The organism is Burkholderia diffusa, assembly GCF_001718315.1.
Classification (GTDB): Bacteria; Pseudomonadota; Gammaproteobacteria; order Burkholderiales; family Burkholderiaceae; genus Burkholderia; species Burkholderia diffusa_B.
In genome coordinates, this window is sequence record NZ_CP013362.1 from 461,568 (window position 1) to 477,210 (window position 15,643).

At 67.0% G+C, this 15,643-nt stretch carries 14 protein-coding genes; 7 read left to right on the forward strand and 7 right to left on the reverse strand.

From position 1 onward, the window contains the following. Window positions 1-94: 94 nt before the first annotated feature. From ettA to gcvA, 3 genes are all read right to left on the reverse strand, one after another. Window positions 95-1,762: an energy-dependent translational throttle protein EttA gene (gene ettA / locus WI26_RS02110; protein WP_059465278.1), complete on the reverse strand. Its 1,668-nt coding sequence runs from the start codon at window positions 1,760-1,762 to the stop codon at window positions 95-97. 189 nt (window positions 1,763-1,951) lie between these two features. Then, a complete protein-coding gene (locus WI26_RS02115) occupies window positions 1,952-2,260 on the reverse strand; it encodes a DUF3761 domain-containing protein (protein WP_059539183.1) in 309 nt (102 codons plus the stop codon). Window positions 2,261-2,349: 89 nt separating this feature from the next. Then, window positions 2,350-3,267 (reverse strand): transcriptional regulator GcvA, encoded by a 918-nt coding sequence (gene gcvA, locus WI26_RS02120; protein WP_059539184.1) that lies wholly within the window; start codon window positions 3,265-3,267, stop codon window positions 2,350-2,352. Window positions 3,268-3,460: 193 nt separating this feature from the next. Between gcvA and WI26_RS02125 the strand changes: the two genes are divergently transcribed. The 3 genes from WI26_RS02125 to gabP all read left to right on the forward strand — a co-directional run bounded on the left by WI26_RS02125 (window position 3,461) and on the right by gabP (window position 7,007). After that, window positions 3,461-4,723 carry an MFS transporter gene (locus tag WI26_RS02125; RefSeq protein ID WP_069225077.1) on the forward strand — a complete coding sequence of 421 codons (1,263 nt, stop codon included), beginning with the start codon at window positions 3,461-3,463 and terminating at the stop codon, window positions 4,721-4,723. A gap of 82 nt (window positions 4,724-4,805) precedes the next feature. Then, a complete protein-coding gene (locus WI26_RS02130; RefSeq protein ID WP_069226331.1) occupies window positions 4,806-5,150 on the forward strand; it encodes an MmcQ/YjbR family DNA-binding protein in 345 nt (114 codons plus the stop codon). 465 nt (window positions 5,151-5,615) lie between these two features. Next, a complete protein-coding gene (gene gabP, locus WI26_RS02135) occupies window positions 5,616-7,007 on the forward strand; it encodes a GABA permease (protein ID WP_059465283.1) in 1,392 nt (463 codons plus the stop codon). 165 nt (window positions 7,008-7,172) lie between these two features. On the opposite strand, the gene ychF is transcribed toward gabP, so the two are convergent. Beyond that, a complete protein-coding gene (ychF, locus tag WI26_RS02140) occupies window positions 7,173-8,267 on the reverse strand; it encodes a redox-regulated ATPase YchF (RefSeq protein ID WP_059465284.1) in 1,095 nt (364 codons plus the stop codon). Between the two features lie 248 nt (window positions 8,268-8,515). Here ychF and WI26_RS02145 point away from each other — a divergent pair, with 248 nt between their 5' ends. The 4 genes from WI26_RS02145 to WI26_RS02160 all read left to right on the forward strand — a co-directional run bounded on the left by WI26_RS02145 (window position 8,516) and on the right by WI26_RS02160 (window position 13,172). Beyond that, window positions 8,516-9,694 (forward strand): UbiH/UbiF family hydroxylase, encoded by a 1,179-nt coding sequence (locus WI26_RS02145; protein ID WP_059465285.1) that lies wholly within the window; start codon window positions 8,516-8,518, stop codon window positions 9,692-9,694. A gap of 90 nt (window positions 9,695-9,784) precedes the next feature. Continuing rightward, on the forward strand, window positions 9,785-10,513 hold the full coding sequence (locus WI26_RS02150) for a DsbC family protein (protein WP_059465286.1): 729 nt from the start codon (window positions 9,785-9,787) through the stop codon (window positions 10,511-10,513). Between the two features lie 115 nt (window positions 10,514-10,628). After that, the gene (locus WI26_RS02155) at window positions 10,629-12,428 is read left to right on the forward strand and encodes a M61 family metallopeptidase (RefSeq protein WP_069225078.1); all 1,800 of its coding nucleotides are present in this window, start codon (window positions 10,629-10,631) and stop codon (window positions 12,426-12,428) included. Between the two features lie 147 nt (window positions 12,429-12,575). Further along, window positions 12,576-13,172 (forward strand): FMN-dependent NADH-azoreductase, encoded by a 597-nt coding sequence (locus WI26_RS02160; protein WP_059449745.1) that lies wholly within the window; start codon window positions 12,576-12,578, stop codon window positions 13,170-13,172. Between the two features lie 118 nt (window positions 13,173-13,290). Here WI26_RS02160 and WI26_RS02165 read toward each other — a convergent pair whose 3' ends face one another. The 3 genes from WI26_RS02165 to trpC are packed head-to-tail and all read right to left on the reverse strand — an operon-like array spanning window position 13,291 to window position 15,621. Next, window positions 13,291-14,196 carry a uracil-DNA glycosylase gene (locus WI26_RS02165; RefSeq protein WP_069225079.1) on the reverse strand — a complete coding sequence of 302 codons (906 nt, stop codon included), beginning with the start codon at window positions 14,194-14,196 and terminating at the stop codon, window positions 13,291-13,293. 13 nt (window positions 14,197-14,209) lie between these two features. After that, complete coding sequence (locus tag WI26_RS02170; RefSeq protein WP_069225080.1) at window positions 14,210-14,836, reverse strand: CYTH domain-containing protein; 627 nt, start codon at window positions 14,834-14,836, stop codon at window positions 14,210-14,212. After that, a complete protein-coding gene (gene trpC, locus WI26_RS02175) occupies window positions 14,836-15,621 on the reverse strand; it encodes an indole-3-glycerol phosphate synthase TrpC (RefSeq protein WP_059510541.1) in 786 nt (261 codons plus the stop codon). The genes WI26_RS02170 and trpC overlap by 1 nt, the downstream gene beginning before the upstream one ends. Window positions 15,622-15,643: the final 22 nt, after the last annotated feature.

Below are 15,643 nucleotides of genomic sequence, written 5' to 3' on the forward strand. Positions count from 1 at the left end.
ATGGGCCTGCTTTTTCGTTCTGTCGGCCCGGAAGCCGCCGCGTTCCGCATCCGGCAGCGCATTACCGCGTTGCCGGATGTGCGAGCCGCACCGATCAGCGGCTGATCGGCTTGTAGCGCAGACGCTTCGGCTTCGCCGCTTCCTCGCCGAGGCGAGCACGTTTGTCGGCTTCGTATTCCTGGTAGTTGCCGTCGAAGAACGTGACCTGCGAATCGCCTTCGAACGCGAGGATGTGCGTCGCGATCCGGTCGAGGAACCAGCGATCGTGCGAGATCACCATCACCGAGCCCGCGAATTCGAGCAGCGCATCTTCCAGCGCGCGCAGCGTTTCGACGTCGAGGTCGTTCGACGGTTCGTCGAGCAGCAGCACGTTGCCGCCGGAAATCAGCGTCTTCGCGAGGTGCAGGCGGCCGCGTTCGCCGCCGGACAGGTTGCCGACGATCTTCTGCTGGTCGCCGCCCTTGAAGTTGAAGCGGCCGATGTACGCCCGCGACGGCGTTTCGTACTTGCCGACCGTCAGCACGTCGGCGCCGCCCGAGATTTCCTCGAATACCGTCTTCGAGCCGTCGAGCGCGTCGCGGCTCTGGTCGACGTACGCGAGCTTTACGGTCGGGCCCAACACGACTTCGCCCGAATCCGGCTGTTCCTTGCCGGTCAGCATCTTGAACAGTGTCGACTTGCCGGCGCCGTTCGGGCCGATGATGCCGACGATCGCGCCGGCCGGAATCTTGAAGTTCAGGTTGTCGATCAGCAGGCGGTCGCCGAACGACTTGCTGACGTTCTTGAACTCGATCACTTCATTGCCGAGGCGGTCGCCGACCGGAATGAAGATTTCCTGCGTTTCGTTGCGCTTCTGGTATTCCTGGCTGTTCAGCTCCTCGAAGCGCGCGATACGCGCCTTCGACTTCGCCTGGCGGCCCTTCGGGTTCTGGCGCACCCACTCCAGTTCCTTCTTGATCGCCTTCTGGCGCGCCGATTCCGACGCTTCTTCCTGCTTCAGGCGCTCTTCCTTCTGGTCGAGCCAGCTGCTGTAGTTGCCCTTCCACGGAATGCCGTGGCCGCGGTCGAGCTCGAGAATCCACTCGGCCGCGTTGTCGAGGAAGTAACGATCGTGCGTGACGGCGACGACGGTGCCCGGGAAACGCACCAGGAACTGCTCGAGCCAGTCGACCGATTCGGCGTCGAGGTGGTTGGTCGGTTCGTCGAGCAGCAACATGTCCGGCTTCTCGAGCAGCAGCTTGCACAGTGCGACGCGGCGCTTTTCGCCACCCGACAGGTGCTCGATCTTGGCGTCCCACGGCGGCAGGCGCAACGCATCGGCGGCCACTTCGAGCTGTTGCTCGGGGCTGCCGCCGTCGCTCGATGCGAGGATCGCTTCGTACTTCGCCTGCTCGGCCGCGAGTGCGTCGAAGTCGGCGTCCGGTTCCGCATACGCGGCGTAGATTTCCTCGAGCTTCTTGTTCGCCTGGAACAGGTCGCCGAGGCCTTCCTCGACGGCTTCGCGCACCGTCTTCGTCGGATCGAGTTGCGGTTCCTGCGGCAGGTAGCCGATGTTCAGGTTCGGCATCGGCGTCGCTTCGCCTTCGATGTCCTTGTCGACGCCCGCCATGATGCGGATCAGCGTCGACTTGCCCGAGCCGTTCAGGCCGAGCACGCCGATCTTCGCGCCGGGAAAGAACGACAGCGAGATGTCCTTCAGGATCTGGCGCTTGGGCGGCACGATCTTGCCGACCCGGTTCATCGTGAAAACGTATTGGGCCATTTGGATGTGAAACTCAGAAAAGGTTGAGACTGCCGCGCAGCGCGTGGGCCTGCGTGGCGTCGGGCGATTCGGTACGGAGCGTGCCGCGCGAGGCGCAGCGGTGTCGCCGCGGGTTGGCGGCGCGAGCGCGTATTGTACTTCGCCGCCGGCTGCCGCTGGCACCGCGCAGGCCATTCGGCCGACCCGCGTTCACAGCCACGCGGCGACGCCGCCGTGCCCCGAGCAGGTGCCGCGCCGATGTCGGCTGAAGCTGTACGTGCCATCGCGGCAGCGCGCGCTCGCGCCGTCGGGCACGCGGCCCGATTTCGAGTGCGCCGGCGCATGGACGGTGTCGCCGTCGCGATTGCGGTACGTGTCGTGCCGGTCGAGGTCGGCTTCGCTACCGTATCCGGGCGACGTGCGATACGCGTGCGCGGCGGGCGGCAGGGCGGCACACGCGACGAACAGCGCGGCCGACAGGGTCGCGATGCGCGTCATGCGACGCAGCAGGGCAGGCATGGTCTCTCTCCGGATGTCGTTGTCGGTTGCGGGACGCATGTTAGCCGATCGGCCGAAGAACGTTGCCACCGCCCTGCAGGGCAGCGACGCTACACCGCGCTGGTCATCGACGCGGCTCCGTCGGCTTGCGCGGCCTCGAGAATCCATCGGCGGAACGCGGTGACTTTCGCGCGTTCGGCGTGATGCGGCGGATAGACGAGGTAGTACGCGAAATCGTCGAGCCAGGCGACGTCGGCAAGCTGCACGAGCCGGCCGCTCGCGAGCTCGTTGCGCACCATCGCCGCCGGGAGCAGGCCGGCGCCCTGGCCGGCGAGGATCGCCTGCAGCAACAGGCCGGAATCGTCGAACGCGGGGCCGCGCGGCGGGCCGAAATCGGCGATTCGCTGTGCATCGAGCCAGATGTGCCATCCCTTGCGCTCGGCGTCGTGCAGATGCGGCCATCCGGCCAGGTCGGCGGGCGTGGCCGGCATGCCGAGCCGCTCGACGAGTGCCGGCGCCGCGAGCGCGACGATCTCCACGGTCAGCAGTCGTTCGCTGCACAGCCCGATGTAGCGGCCGAGACCGTGGCGGATCGCGACGTCGACGCCGTCGCGCGAGAAATCGGCGAGCGCGTGGCTCGTGACGATCTGCAGGTCGACGTCCGGGCACGCGTCGCGGAACTGCGCGAGGCGCGGCACGAGCCACGCGGACGCAAAAAAGGGTGTGACGCTCACGGTCAGCACGCCGCTGTCAGCGGCGCCCGATACGCGCTGCGACGCGTCGGCGATCTGCCGGAACGCGTTGCGCACGGGCGGCAGGTAGTCGCGGCCCGCCGCGGTCAGCAGGATGCCGCGATTCACGCGCTCGAACAGCTGTACGCCGAGGTGCGTCTCGAGCGTGCGGATCATCTGGCTCACCGCCCCCGGCGTGACCGACAGCTCCTCGGCCGCCGATTTCACCGACAGGTGGCGGGCGGCCGCTTCGAACGCGCGCAATGCGTTGAGCGGTGGCAGGCGGGAACGGGTCATTGAGTTTTTCTAAAGCGAAAGGCCGACGAAATATCGTTTGAGGGGACGAGTGCGCACGAGTACCGTGGTTGCATTGGATCGTATCGTCGCGACCGGGTTTTGCTGTGTCGATGCGATCAACATAGTTCAACTATATCCGTGAGGCAATCCGGGCGCCGTGCGACGTCCGGCGGAGCCCGAGAGGAGGATCGTCATGAGCGGCACGCGCGCATCGCGCGTCTTCTACGGCTGGTATGTGGTGGCGGCTGCCTTTGCCGTCACGTTCGTCGGCTTTGGCAGTGCATATACGTTCAGCGCGTTCGTTGAATCGCTGCAGCGGGACTTTGCCGCCTCGCGCGGGCAGATCTCGCTCGTGTTCTCGCTGGCCGGCTTCCTGTATTTCGGCTTCGGCATCGTCAGCGGCCCGCTTGCCGATCGCTTCGGCTCCCGGCGGCTCGCCGTCGCCGGCATGTTGCTGACGGCCGCCGGTCTCGCGGCGGCCGGTGCCGCGCATACGCTGCTGCAGGTCTATGTCGCGTACGGGCTCGGTGTCGGCCTCGGCGTCGGCTGCGCGTATGTGCCGGCCGTCGGCGCCGTGCAACGCTGGTTCGTGCGGCGGCGCGGCTTCGCATCGGGGCTCGCGGTCGCGGGGATCGGCGTCGGCACGCTCGTGATGCCGCCGCTCGCATCCGCGCTGATCGCGCACGTCGGCTGGCGCGGCGCGTACGTCACGCTCGCGGCGATCGCGGTGATCGTGGGCGCCGGCATGTCGCTGCTGATCGAGAACGATCCGCGCGGGCGCGGATTGCTGCCTGACGGCGATGTGGCGCGTGCGCAATCGGGCGACGAGCAGCCCGGTGCCGCTTCATCGGTGCCGGCCGGCGCGACCGTGCGTGAAGCCGTGACGTCGCGGTCGTTCGCGAGCCTGTATGCGGCATGCCTCGTCTGCTCGTTCGGCGTATTCGTGCCGTTCGTGCATCTCGTGCCGTATGCGCTCGATCACGGCGTCGCGCAGTCGACGGCCGTGCTGCTGCTCGGCGCGATCGGTGTCGGCAGCACGGCGGGGCGCTTCTTCCTTGGGGGCCTCGCCGACCGCTTCGGCCGCCGCGCGTCGCTGCTCGCGATGTTCGCAGGCATGGCGGCCGCGCTCGTCGCGTGGGCCGGTGCCGGCAGCGTCGCGACGCTGGCCGCGTTCGCACTCGTGTTCGGCGTGTTCTACGGCGGCTGGGTCGCCGTGCTGCCGGCCGTCGTGATGGATTACTTCGGCGGGCGCAACGTGAGCGCGATCATCGGCATGCTGTACACGAGCGTCGCGTTCGGCACGCTGATCGGGCCTGCTGCCGCCGGCTTCATCTACGACGCCGGTGGCGGCTATCTCATGCCGATCCTGGCCAGCGCGACCGCGAATGCGATCGCGTTCGCGATCGTTGCCGCCACCGGCCGCGCGCCAGTGGCGGCGCGCGCGGCCGGCCGCTAGACGCCTGTCGCACGGCTAGGCGTCATCCACGATTTCCGCTACGGTGTCCGGGACATCGATCACCGACCGGCGGAGGCGCATCGTGACATTCGATGAAGTTCGGCAGATCGTGCTGGCATGGCGGGGTGTCGAGGAAGGCACGTCGTACGGCACGCCCGCATTCAAGGTGAAGGGCAAGATGCTCGCGCGCCTGCGCGAGGATGGCGACACGCTGGTCGTGAAGGGCGTCGGCCCCGACGAGCGCGCGTGGCTGATCGAATCGGAGCCCGACGTCTACTACATGACCGACCACTATGCGGGCTGGCCGATCGTGCTGGTGCGCCTGTCGGCCGCGCGTCCTGACGCCGTGAAAAACCTGCTTCTGCGAGAATGGCACGCGATCGTGCCGGCCAAATGGCGCGACGCAGGGCCGGGCGGCGCGAACTGAACATCCGGCGCAGCGCCCGCGCGGCACGCAAAGCTCCTTGGCGGAAGGCGTCCACGCGGTGTCGCGCGTGCCTGACTCACCGCGCATTTCCCGATCCAGCGCCGCGCAGGCGGACGCCGAACCGGACCAAGCGTTGCATCGGTTCGCGTCGATGCAACGAGTGGTTCCATCGAAATTCTTCAATTGGTTCTTAGTCGCGAACCGTTTGATGCTTACACTCCTTCGCTTCGAAGGCGGCTGACCGACAGCCGACGGAAAAGGGCGCATGCGATGCGCCGGCGCCCCGAGTGCCGCATCGCACCCGCAGCTTCGCAGACTGCGTTGCGCCGACCGGAACCGGCTCGATCCGGCCTCCTGCCCGCATGCCGCGCATGCGCGGCGGGCTGCCGGATTCAACAACGACAAATCCCGCGCCGCCTTCACGCAACACCGGTCATATCGGAACCGTTTTTTGGAGAGAGACACATGAGTGGAAGCAAGACAGGCCTCGGCACGGGTCTGAAGCAGCGTCACGTGACGATGATGTCGATTGCCGGCGTCATCGGCGCCGGCTTGTTCGTCGGCTCCGGCCACGCGATCGCGGAAGCCGGCCCGGCTTCGATCCTCGCGTATGCGATCGCGGGCGTTCTGGTCGTGCTGGTGATGCGCATGCTCGGCGAGATGGCCGTCGCACATCCGGACAGCGGTTCGTTCTCGACCTATGCCGATCGTGCGATCGGCCACTGGGCCGGCTTCACCATCGGCTGGCTGTACTGGTGGTTCTGGGTGCTCGTGATTCCGATCGAGGCGACGGCCGCCGCGACCATTCTCAACGCATGGTTCCCGGGCGTCGCGACCTGGATCTTCGCGCTCGGCATCACGTTGCTGCTGACGATCACCAACCTCTTCTCGGTCAAGAACTACGGCGAATTCGAATTCTGGTTTGCGCTGATCAAGGTCGTCGCGATCGTCGTGTTCTTGTGCATCGGCGGCGCGGCGATCGTCGGTATCGTGCCCGCGCCGGCCGTATCGGGCGTGTCGAACCTCTTCGCGCACCAGGGCTTCATGCCGAACGGCGCCGGCGCGGTGCTCGCGGCGATGCTGACGACGATGTTCTCGTTCCTCGGCACCGAGATCGTGACGATCGCGGCCGCCGAGTCGGACAACCCGCAACGCCAGATCGTGCGTGCGACGAATTCCGTCATCTGGCGTATCACTTTGTTCTATCTCGGCTCGATCCTCGTCGTCGCGGCCATCGTGCCGTGGAACGATCCGCTGCTGCCGAAGCACGGCTCGTATCAGCGCGCGATGGAACTGATCGGGGTTCCTAACGCGAAGGCGATCATCGACGTGATCGTGCTCGTGTCGGTCGCGAGCTGCCTGAATTCCGCGCTCTACACCGCATCGCGGATGCTGTTCTCGCTGTCGAAGCGCAAGGATGCGCCTGCGTTCCTGCACAACACCGATTCGACGGGCACGCCGCGAGCGGCCGTGCTCGCGTCGACCGCATTCGGTTTCCTGACCGTGATCGCGAACTATCTGATGCCGGAGCAGGTGTTCGGCTTCCTGCTGGCGACCTCGGGCGCGATCGCGCTGCTGGTGTATCTCGTGATCGCGATCTCGCAGCTGCGGATGCGCAAGACGCTCGAATCGGGCGGCGCCGACCTGACGCTGCGGATGTGGCTGTTCCCGTGGCTCACATGGGCGGTGATCCTGTTCATCTGCGGTACGCTGACCGTGATGTTCGTGAGCGAGGAGCACCGGATGGAAGTGGCGGCAACGGCCGTGCTCGCGCTGCTCGTGCTGCTCGCTTCGTGGCTGAACAAGCGCGGTCGTGACGCGCGGGCAGGCGCGGGGCGGCGGGTGTCGGCGACCTGATGGCGTGACATCCGAAGGCGGGCAACGTGCTCGTCTTCGACTGACGGGCATGTCCGTGGATGAAAAATGGGCCGATCGGCATTTGCCGATCGGCCCATTTGCTTTTCGTGCCGGACGCGCATCATGCGATGCCGAGCGTATCGCACGGCATCGGCATTGCACGTATCAGACGTTGAACAGGAAGTTCATCACGTCGCCGTCGTGCACGACATATTCCTTTCCTTCGGCGCGCATCTTGCCGGCTTCCTTCGCGCCCTGTTCGCCCTTGTACGCGATGAAATCGTCGAATGCGATCGTCTGCGCGCGAATGAAGCCGCGCTCGAAGTCGGTGTGGATCACGCCGGCTGCTTGCGGCGCCGTGTCGCCGATGTGGATCGTCCATGCGCGCACTTCCTTCACGCCCGCGGTGAAGTAGGTCTGCAGGCCGAGCAGCTTGAAGCCCGCGCGGATCACGCGGTCGAGGCCCGGCTCTTCCATGCCCATGTCGGCGAGGAAAGCTTCCTTGTCCGCATCGTCGAGGTCGGCGATTTCCGCTTCGATCGCCGCGCACACCGCGACCACCGGCGAATTCTCGCTTTCCGCGTACTTGCGCACCGCTTCGAGGTGCGGGTTGTTCTCGAAGCCGTCGTCCTTCACGTTCGCGACATACATCGCCGGCTTCGCGGTAATCAGGCAGAACGGCTTGAGCAGCGCCTGCTCGTCGTCCGACAGATCCAGGCCGCGCACGGCCTTGCCTTGGTCGAGATGCGCGCGAACCTTTTCGAGCACCGCGGCGAGCTTCACCGCTTCCTTGTCGTTGCCCGACTTCGCGGCCTTCGAGTAGCGCGTGAGCGCCTTCTCGACGGTGCCGAGGTCGGCGAGCGCGAGCTCGGTGTTGATCACTTCGATGTCGTCGATCGGGCTGACCTTGCCGGCGACGTGGATGACGTTGTCGTCCTCGAAGCAGCGCACGACATGCGTGATCGCGTCGGTTTCGCGGATGTTCGCGAGGAACTGGTTGCCGAGGCCTTCACCCTTGCTCGCGCCCGCGACGAGGCCCGCGATGTCGACGAATTCGACGACGGCCGGCACGATGCGCTCGGGGTTGATGATCTCGGCGAGCGCCTTCAGGCGCGTGTCCGGCACTTCGACGATGCCGACGTTCGGCTCGATCGTGCAGAACGGGTAGTTCTCGGCGGCGATGCCGGCCTTGGTCAGCGCATTGAACAGTGTGGACTTGCCGACGTTGGGCAAGCCGACGATGCCGCATTTGAGACTCATGGAATCCTTCGGACGGGTAAGGCGGCGCGGCCGGACTGGGCACGGCGGCGCGGGAAAATAGGGACGGCCGGCGCCTGGGGCGCGGCGGGCCGACGTTCAAACGCGCTATTGTACCGTGCCGACGCCCCGGTTTCCGGCCTTCCCCCGAATACCCGATGCGACGGGCCGCCGCGCTGCCGGGGGCGGCCTGCGATTCTGCTGATTTCCCGCAAAGTCCGGCCGCGTAAGGGATTGGCCCCGCGGCTATAATGCCCGCCATGACTGCCCACCACACCTTCGACGTCGCCGTGGTCGGCGGCGGGCTCGTCGGCAAGACGGCCGCGCTCGCGCTGACCCAGTCCGGCTACAAGACCGCCTTGCTCGCCCAGCCGGCCACGCCGCGCCCCGCCGATCTCGCGTTCGACACGCGCATCTACGCGCTGTCGTCCAGCTCGCAGGCACTGCTGGAGCGGCTGCGGGTCTGGCAGGCGCTCGACCATGGGCGGCTCGCGCCGGTCTACGACATGCGCGTGTACGGCGATGCGCACGCGGAACTGCATTTCTCCGCGTACCAGGCTTCCGTGCCGCAACTCGCCTGGATCGTCGAATCGTCGCTGATCGAGACGTCGCTCGATGCCGCGCTGCGGTTCCAGCCGAACCTCACATGGTTCGATGCGCGCGCGCAGGGCTTCGATGTGCGCGACGACGCAGCCGTGCTCACGCTTTCGTCCGGCCAGGTGCTCGAAGCGGATCTCGTGGTCGGCGCGGACGGCGCGCATTCCTGGGTGCGCTCCCAAATGGGGGCCAGGGTCGAGCGGCGCGATTACCGGCAGACGGGCGTCGTCGCGAACTTCAAGGCGTCGCTGCCGCACCGCGAGACGGCCTGCCAGTGGTTTCACGAAGGCGAGATCATCGCGTTGCTGCCGCTGCCGGACGGTCACGTATCGCTCGTATGGTCCGCGCACACCGCACACGCGGACGAACTGCTCGCACTCGATCCCGCGCAGCTCGCGGCCGAAGTCGAGCGCGTGTCGCACGGCCAGGTCGGCACGCTCGAATGCGTGACGCCGGCGGCCGGCTTCCCGCTCGCGCTGCAGACCGTCGACAAGCTGATCGCCCCGCGCGTCGCGCTCGTCGGCGATGCCGCGCACCTGATCCACCCGCTCGCGGGGCAGGGGATGAACCTCGGGCTGCGCGACGTCGCGGCGCTCGCCGATGCGATCGCGAACAAGGAGAGCTTCCGCAACCTCGGCGACACGGTGCTGCTGCGCCGCTACGAGCGTTCGCGCCGCGAGGACATCCGCGCGCTGATGGTCGCGACCGACGGGCTGCAGCGGCTGTTCGCGGTGCCTGGCTCCTTGGCGAAGGCGGTGCGCAACGCGGGCATGGCGTTCGTCGGTGCGCAACCGCTGGTGAAGCGCTGGCTCGTGTCGGCCGCGCTCGGCTGATCGAACCTTCGCGCCTTCGGCCTGTCGGACAGGGCTGCGTTACGGCGTACACTGTGACGTGCACTCCGATTGAGCTGAAGGAACTACAGGATGAAAAAAACGATCCGCATCGCATCGCTGGCGCTGGCCGTCGCGATGGCGACGCTCGGCTGCACCGCGCAGGCCGACCAGACCACCGACAAGCTGAAAGCCACGCTGCAAGCGCGTCTCGGCAACGACGCGCCGATCAAGAGCGTGTCGAAATCGCCGGTCGCGGGCCTCTACGAAGTGAACCTCGGCTCCCAGATCATCTATAGCGATGCAGCCGGCGACTACGTGCTGCTCGGCGATCTCGTCGACACCAAGACGCACAAGAACCTGACCGACGCGCGCCTGTCCGACCTCAACAAGATCGACTTCGCGAGCCTGCCGTTCGCGAACGCGATCAAGGTCGTCAAGGGCAACGGCGCGCGCAAGATCGCGGTGTTCTCCGATCCGAACTGCCCGTACTGCAAGCGCCTCGAGACGACGCTGCAGTCGATCGACAACGTGACCGTCTACACGTTCCTGTATCCGGTGCTGTCGCCCGATTCGACCGCGAAGTCGAAGGCGATCTGGTGCGCGACCGATCGCGCGAAAACCTGGGAGGGCTGGATGCTCGATCATCGTGCACCGACCGGCGCCGGCACCTGCGACACGACCGCGCTCGACAAGAACCTCGCGCTCGGCCGCGGGATGAACGTCACCGGCACGCCGACGATCTTCCTGCCCGACGGCCGTCGCCTGCCGGGCGCGGTATCGGCCGATCAGCTGAACCAGGCGCTCGCGTCGAGCAAGTAACCGATCGACACGCCGGGCTGCATGGTCCGGCCAGCGAGGGGCGCCCGCGATATCAGCCGGCGCCTCTCTTCGTTTCCGCCGCCGTATTCCGTCCGATTTTCGTCCGATTCCCACGATGACCCAGCCGATCCGTTATTCGATTGCCCCGAAAGATCTCGCCGCACACCTGTTCGAAGTGTCGGTGACGGTCGACGATCCCGATCCCGAAGGCCAGCACTTCTCGTTGCCGGTGTGGATTCCGGGCAGCTACCTCGTGCGCGAGTTCGCACGCAACATCGTGACGCTCGCCGCGTTCAATGACGCGGGCCGCAAGGTGCGGATCGCGAAAACCGACAAGAATACGTGGCGCGCCGCGCCGGTGAGCGGCGCGCTGACGCTGCGTTACGACGTGTACGCGTGGGACCTGTCGGTCCGTTCCGCGTATCTCGACGAATCGGGCGGCTTCTTCAATGGCACGGCCGTGTTCCTGAGCGTCGCCGGCCACGAGGATGCGCCGTGCGAGGTCGACATCGCGAAACCGGCGGGCGCGGCGTTCCGCACGTGGCGCGTCGGCACGTCGCTGCCCGAAGCGCGCGGCACCAAGCGCTATGGCTTCGGTGCATATCGTGCGTCGAACTACGACGAACTCACCGACCATCCGGTGACGATCGGCGAATTCGCGCTGGCGACGTTCGACGCGCACGGCGTGCCGCACGACATCGTGATCGCCGGGCGCGTGACGCAGCTCGACATGGAGCGCCTGCGCACCGACCTGAAGCGCGTGTGCGAGGCGCAGATCGCGCTGTTCGAGCCGAAATCGAAGAAGGCGCCGATGGACCGCTACGTGTTCATGACGCTCGCGGTCAGCGACGGCTACGGCGGTCTCGAGCATCGCGCGTCGACCGCGCTGATCTGCAATCGCACCGACCTGCCGGTGAAGGGCCGGCCGGAAACGACGGAAGGCTATCGCACGTACCTCGGCCTGTGCAGCCACGAGTATTTCCACACGTGGAACGTGAAGCGCATCAAGCCGGCCGCGTTCGTGCCGTACGACCTCGCACGCGAAAACTACACGTCGCTGTTGTGGCTGTTCGAGGGCTTCACGTCCTATTACGACGACCTGATGCTCGTGCGCAGCGGGCTGATGTCGCAGGACGAATATTTCGCGGCGCTCGGCCGCACCATCGGCGGCGTGCTGCGCGGCACCGGGCGGCTGAAGCAGAGCGTCGCGGACAGCTCGTTCGACGCGTGGATCAAGTACTACCGTCAGGACGAGAACGCGACCAACGCGATCGTCAGCTACTACACGAAGGGTTCGCTCGTCGCGCTCGCGTTCGATCTCGCGATTCGTGCGCAGACGCGCAACCGCAAGTCGCTCGACGACGTGATGCGCTTGCTGTGGCAACGCTACGGACGCGAGTTCTATCGCGGCAAGCAGGCGGGCGTCGAGGAAAACGAGGTCGAGACGCTGATCGAGGAAGCGACGGGCGTCGCGCTCGGCCGGCTGTTCGCCGACGCCGTGCACGGCACGCGCGACCTGCCGCTCGCCGAACTGCTCGCACCGTTCGGCGTGACGCTCGCACCCGACGTCGCGCCTGGCGCGGCCGCGAAGCCGACGATCGGCGCGCGCCTGCGCGGCGGCGCGGACTGCACGCTGGCGGCGGTGTACGAAGGCGGCGGCGCGCATCGCGCGGGACTGTCGGCCGGCGACACGCTGATCGCGCTCGACGGGCTGCGCGTCACCGGCACGAACCTCGACACGCTGCTCGCGCGCTACCGGCCGGGCGACAAGGTCGAGGTGCACGCATTCCGCCGCGACGAGCTGCGGACCGCGAAATTGAAGCTCGACGGGCCGGAAGTCGCGCGCTACCGGCTCACGGCGGCCGCGAAGCCGGCTGCTGCGCACAAGGCCCGCGAAGCCTGGCTGAAGGGCTGAGCATGCACGGGCGGGTTTCGGGGCGCGATCGGCGATCGTTCTGCTGCTGCAACAATCCGTCGCCCTGAGCCCGCTTTTTCGCGACCATGCGGCCACGCACAATGGCGTCACTCGCGCTACCGAAGCGCAACCAAACCGGAGCCTGACATGACGACCATTCTGCAAATCAATTCCGCGGCGCGCTCGCAAGGTGCGCAATCCACGCTGCTGGCCAACGAACTGACGGCAAAGCTGCAACAATCGAACCCCGGCGCGAAGGTCGTGGTTCGCGACCTGCTGGCCGACGCGCTGCCGCACCTCGACGAATCGGTGCTCGGCGCATTCTTCACGCCGGCCGACCAGCGCAGCGCGGAGCAGAATGCGATCGTCGCGAAGAGCGATGCACTGATCGCCGAACTGCAGGCCGCCGACATCATCGTGATCGGCGCCCCGATGTACAACTTCGGTGTCTCGTCGCAACTGAAGACGTATTTCGACTGGATCGCCCGAGCAGGCGTCACGTTCCGCTATACCGAGAACGGCCCGGAAGGCCTGATCAAGGGCAAGAAGGTTCACGTGGTGACGGCGCGCGGCGGCAAGTACCTGGGTACGCCGAACGACAGCCAGACGCCGTTCCTGCGCACGTTCCTCGGCTTCATCGGTTTGACCGACGTGAGCTTCATCCATGCGGAAGGCCTGAACCTCGGCCCGGATGCGCAAAGCGCAGCGCTCGCCGGCGCCCGCGAAGCGATCGCCGCGGCGTAAGGCCGATGCGGGTCAGTCACTCCCGCTGCGTCGCCAGACGAAAAAACGCCGCGCCCCGAAAGAGGCGCGGCGTTTTTGCGTGCTGCAGACCGAAGTGAGCGCGAAACGCTGAACGCGGTTACGCGAGCGTTTCGGCGACTTCCGGCAGGCGCCAGTCGATCGGCTCGCGGCCCGCTTCGACCAGATAGTCGTTCGCGAGCGCGAAGTGACGGCAACCGAGGAAGCCGCGGTGTGCGGACAGCGGCGACGGATGCGGCGCCTCGAGCACGCAGTGCGCGCTCGCATCGAATAGCGCGCGCTTCGCCTGCGCATGCGCGCCCCACAGCATGAACACGAGCCCGCGATGGCGGTTGGCGAGTTCGCGGATCAGCGTGTCCGTGCATTGCTCCCAGCCGCGCTTCGCATGGCTCGCGGCCGCGCCGCGCTCCACTGTCAGCACGGTGTTCAGCAACAGCACGCCCTGGCGCGCCCAGCTATCGAGGCAGCCGTGACGCGGCGTGTCGTGGCCGAAGTTCGCGGCGATTTCCTTGAAGATGTTGCGCAGCGACGGCGGCGTGCGTACGGCCGGCGGCACCGAAAATGCGAGGCCGTGCGCCTGCGGCGTGCCGCGATCGTCGCCGTGGTAAGGGTCCTGGCCGAGAATCACGACCTTCACGTCGTCCGGGCTCGTCAGGCGCAGCGCGCGGAACACATCGGTCGGGTAGACCGTCTTGCCGGCTGCGCGTTCGTCGTCGACGAAGCGGCACAGCGGTGCGTACGCATCGCTGTCGGTGAAGGGTTTCAGCACGTCGCGCCAGACGGCCGGCAGCGCGTCGAACTGCGCGGCGAGGTGCGGGACGTGCGCGGCAGCCGGCTGCGGAGAGGAGGACGCCGGGGCGGTCGCCGCGGCCTTCTTTGCGGGCTTGCGCCCGACCGCGGCGGGCGCGGGCGCCTCGGCGGAAACATCGTCCTGCGCCGTTTCCGGCACGGGATCGTCGAACAGCGACGCCTGTTGCGGCGTGCGGAGAGTCTTGCGGGTTGCCATGCGTGATGCGGGTTTATTGCGCGCGCAGCCGGTAGCCGCGCTGCGCCTTGCTGATGTTTTCGGGGGCGAGGCCCGGCAGCGCTTGCTGCAGTTCGGCGGCGAGTGTCGCGAGCGCCGCTTCCGGGCCGTCGATCAATTCGAGTTCGATTTCGCTGATCGGTTCGCGGCGCGTATCGTTTTCCGCCTGGACGACGATCTCGCCGACGTCCACCGCGGCCTCGACGGTCGCGCCGCCGATTGCGATGCGCCACAGCGTACGCGAAAAATCCGTCCGGAACAGCGCATGCAGTGCGGGCGCCGCATCGCGCAGCGCGGTGGCGGCATCCGGCACGTCGCATGCGGTGACGAGCGCATCGATTTCCAGCGCATCGCCGGCGACGGGCAGCTCCCATTCATGGCGGCGATGCAGGCCGGCGTCCGCGCTGCCCACCGTCTTGAAGGTCTGCAGCCAGCCGTGCGGCGTGCGGCGCACGCGCACCGCGCTCTTCGAACGGGCCAGCGCGAGATCGGGCGTGTCGTAGTAGACGTTCGCGAGCACGATGACGTCACCGGCTTCGCCGGTCAGCGTCTCGAAAAAGCGTCGCGCCGCATCGGCCTGACCGGCCGGCAGCGCGAGCTTGATTTCCTTTTCGATCGCCATCAGAAGAACATCCGCGCAAGTTCCTCGCCCGGCTGGTCGGCGCGCATGAACGCCTCGCCGACGAGGAACGCGTTCACGTTCGCCGCGCGCATCGTGTCGACGTCGGTACGCGACAGGATGCCCGATTCGGTCACGACCATGCGGTCCTGCGGAATCATGTCTAGCATGCCGAGCGTGGTCTGGATGGTCGTCTCGAACGTGCGCAGGTTGCGGTTGTTGATGCCGAGCAGCGGCGTGTTCAGCGTCAGCGCCTGTTCCATCTCGTCGCGGTCGTGAACTTCGACCAGCACCGCGAGGCCGAGCGAGTGCGCATATGCCTCGAGGTCCTGCATCAGCGGTGTGTCGAGCGCGGCTGCGATCAGCAGGATCGCGTCGGCGCCCATCGCGCGCGCTTCCAGGATCTGGTACGCGTCGACGATGAAGTCCTTGCGCAGCACCGGCAGCGTGCAGGCCGCGCGCGCCTCCTCGAGATAGCGGACGCTGCCCTGGAAGAATTGCTCGTCGGTCAGCACCGACAGGCAGGCCGCGCCGTGGGCCGCATACGAGCGCGCGATGTCGGCCGGCACGAAATGCTCGCGCAGCACGCCCTTCGACGGGCTCGCCTTCTTCACTTCGGCGATCACCGCCGCATTGCCGGCCGCCTGCTTCGCGCGCAGCGCGCCGACGAAGTCGCGCAGGTCGCGCGCGGACGCTTCCAGTTTCAGTGCCTCGAGCGGCGTGCTGCGCATGGCCGCCGCGACTTCTTCGCGCTTGACGGCGATGATTCGATCGAGAATGTCGCTCATGTGGATTCCTGCTTGATTCGAA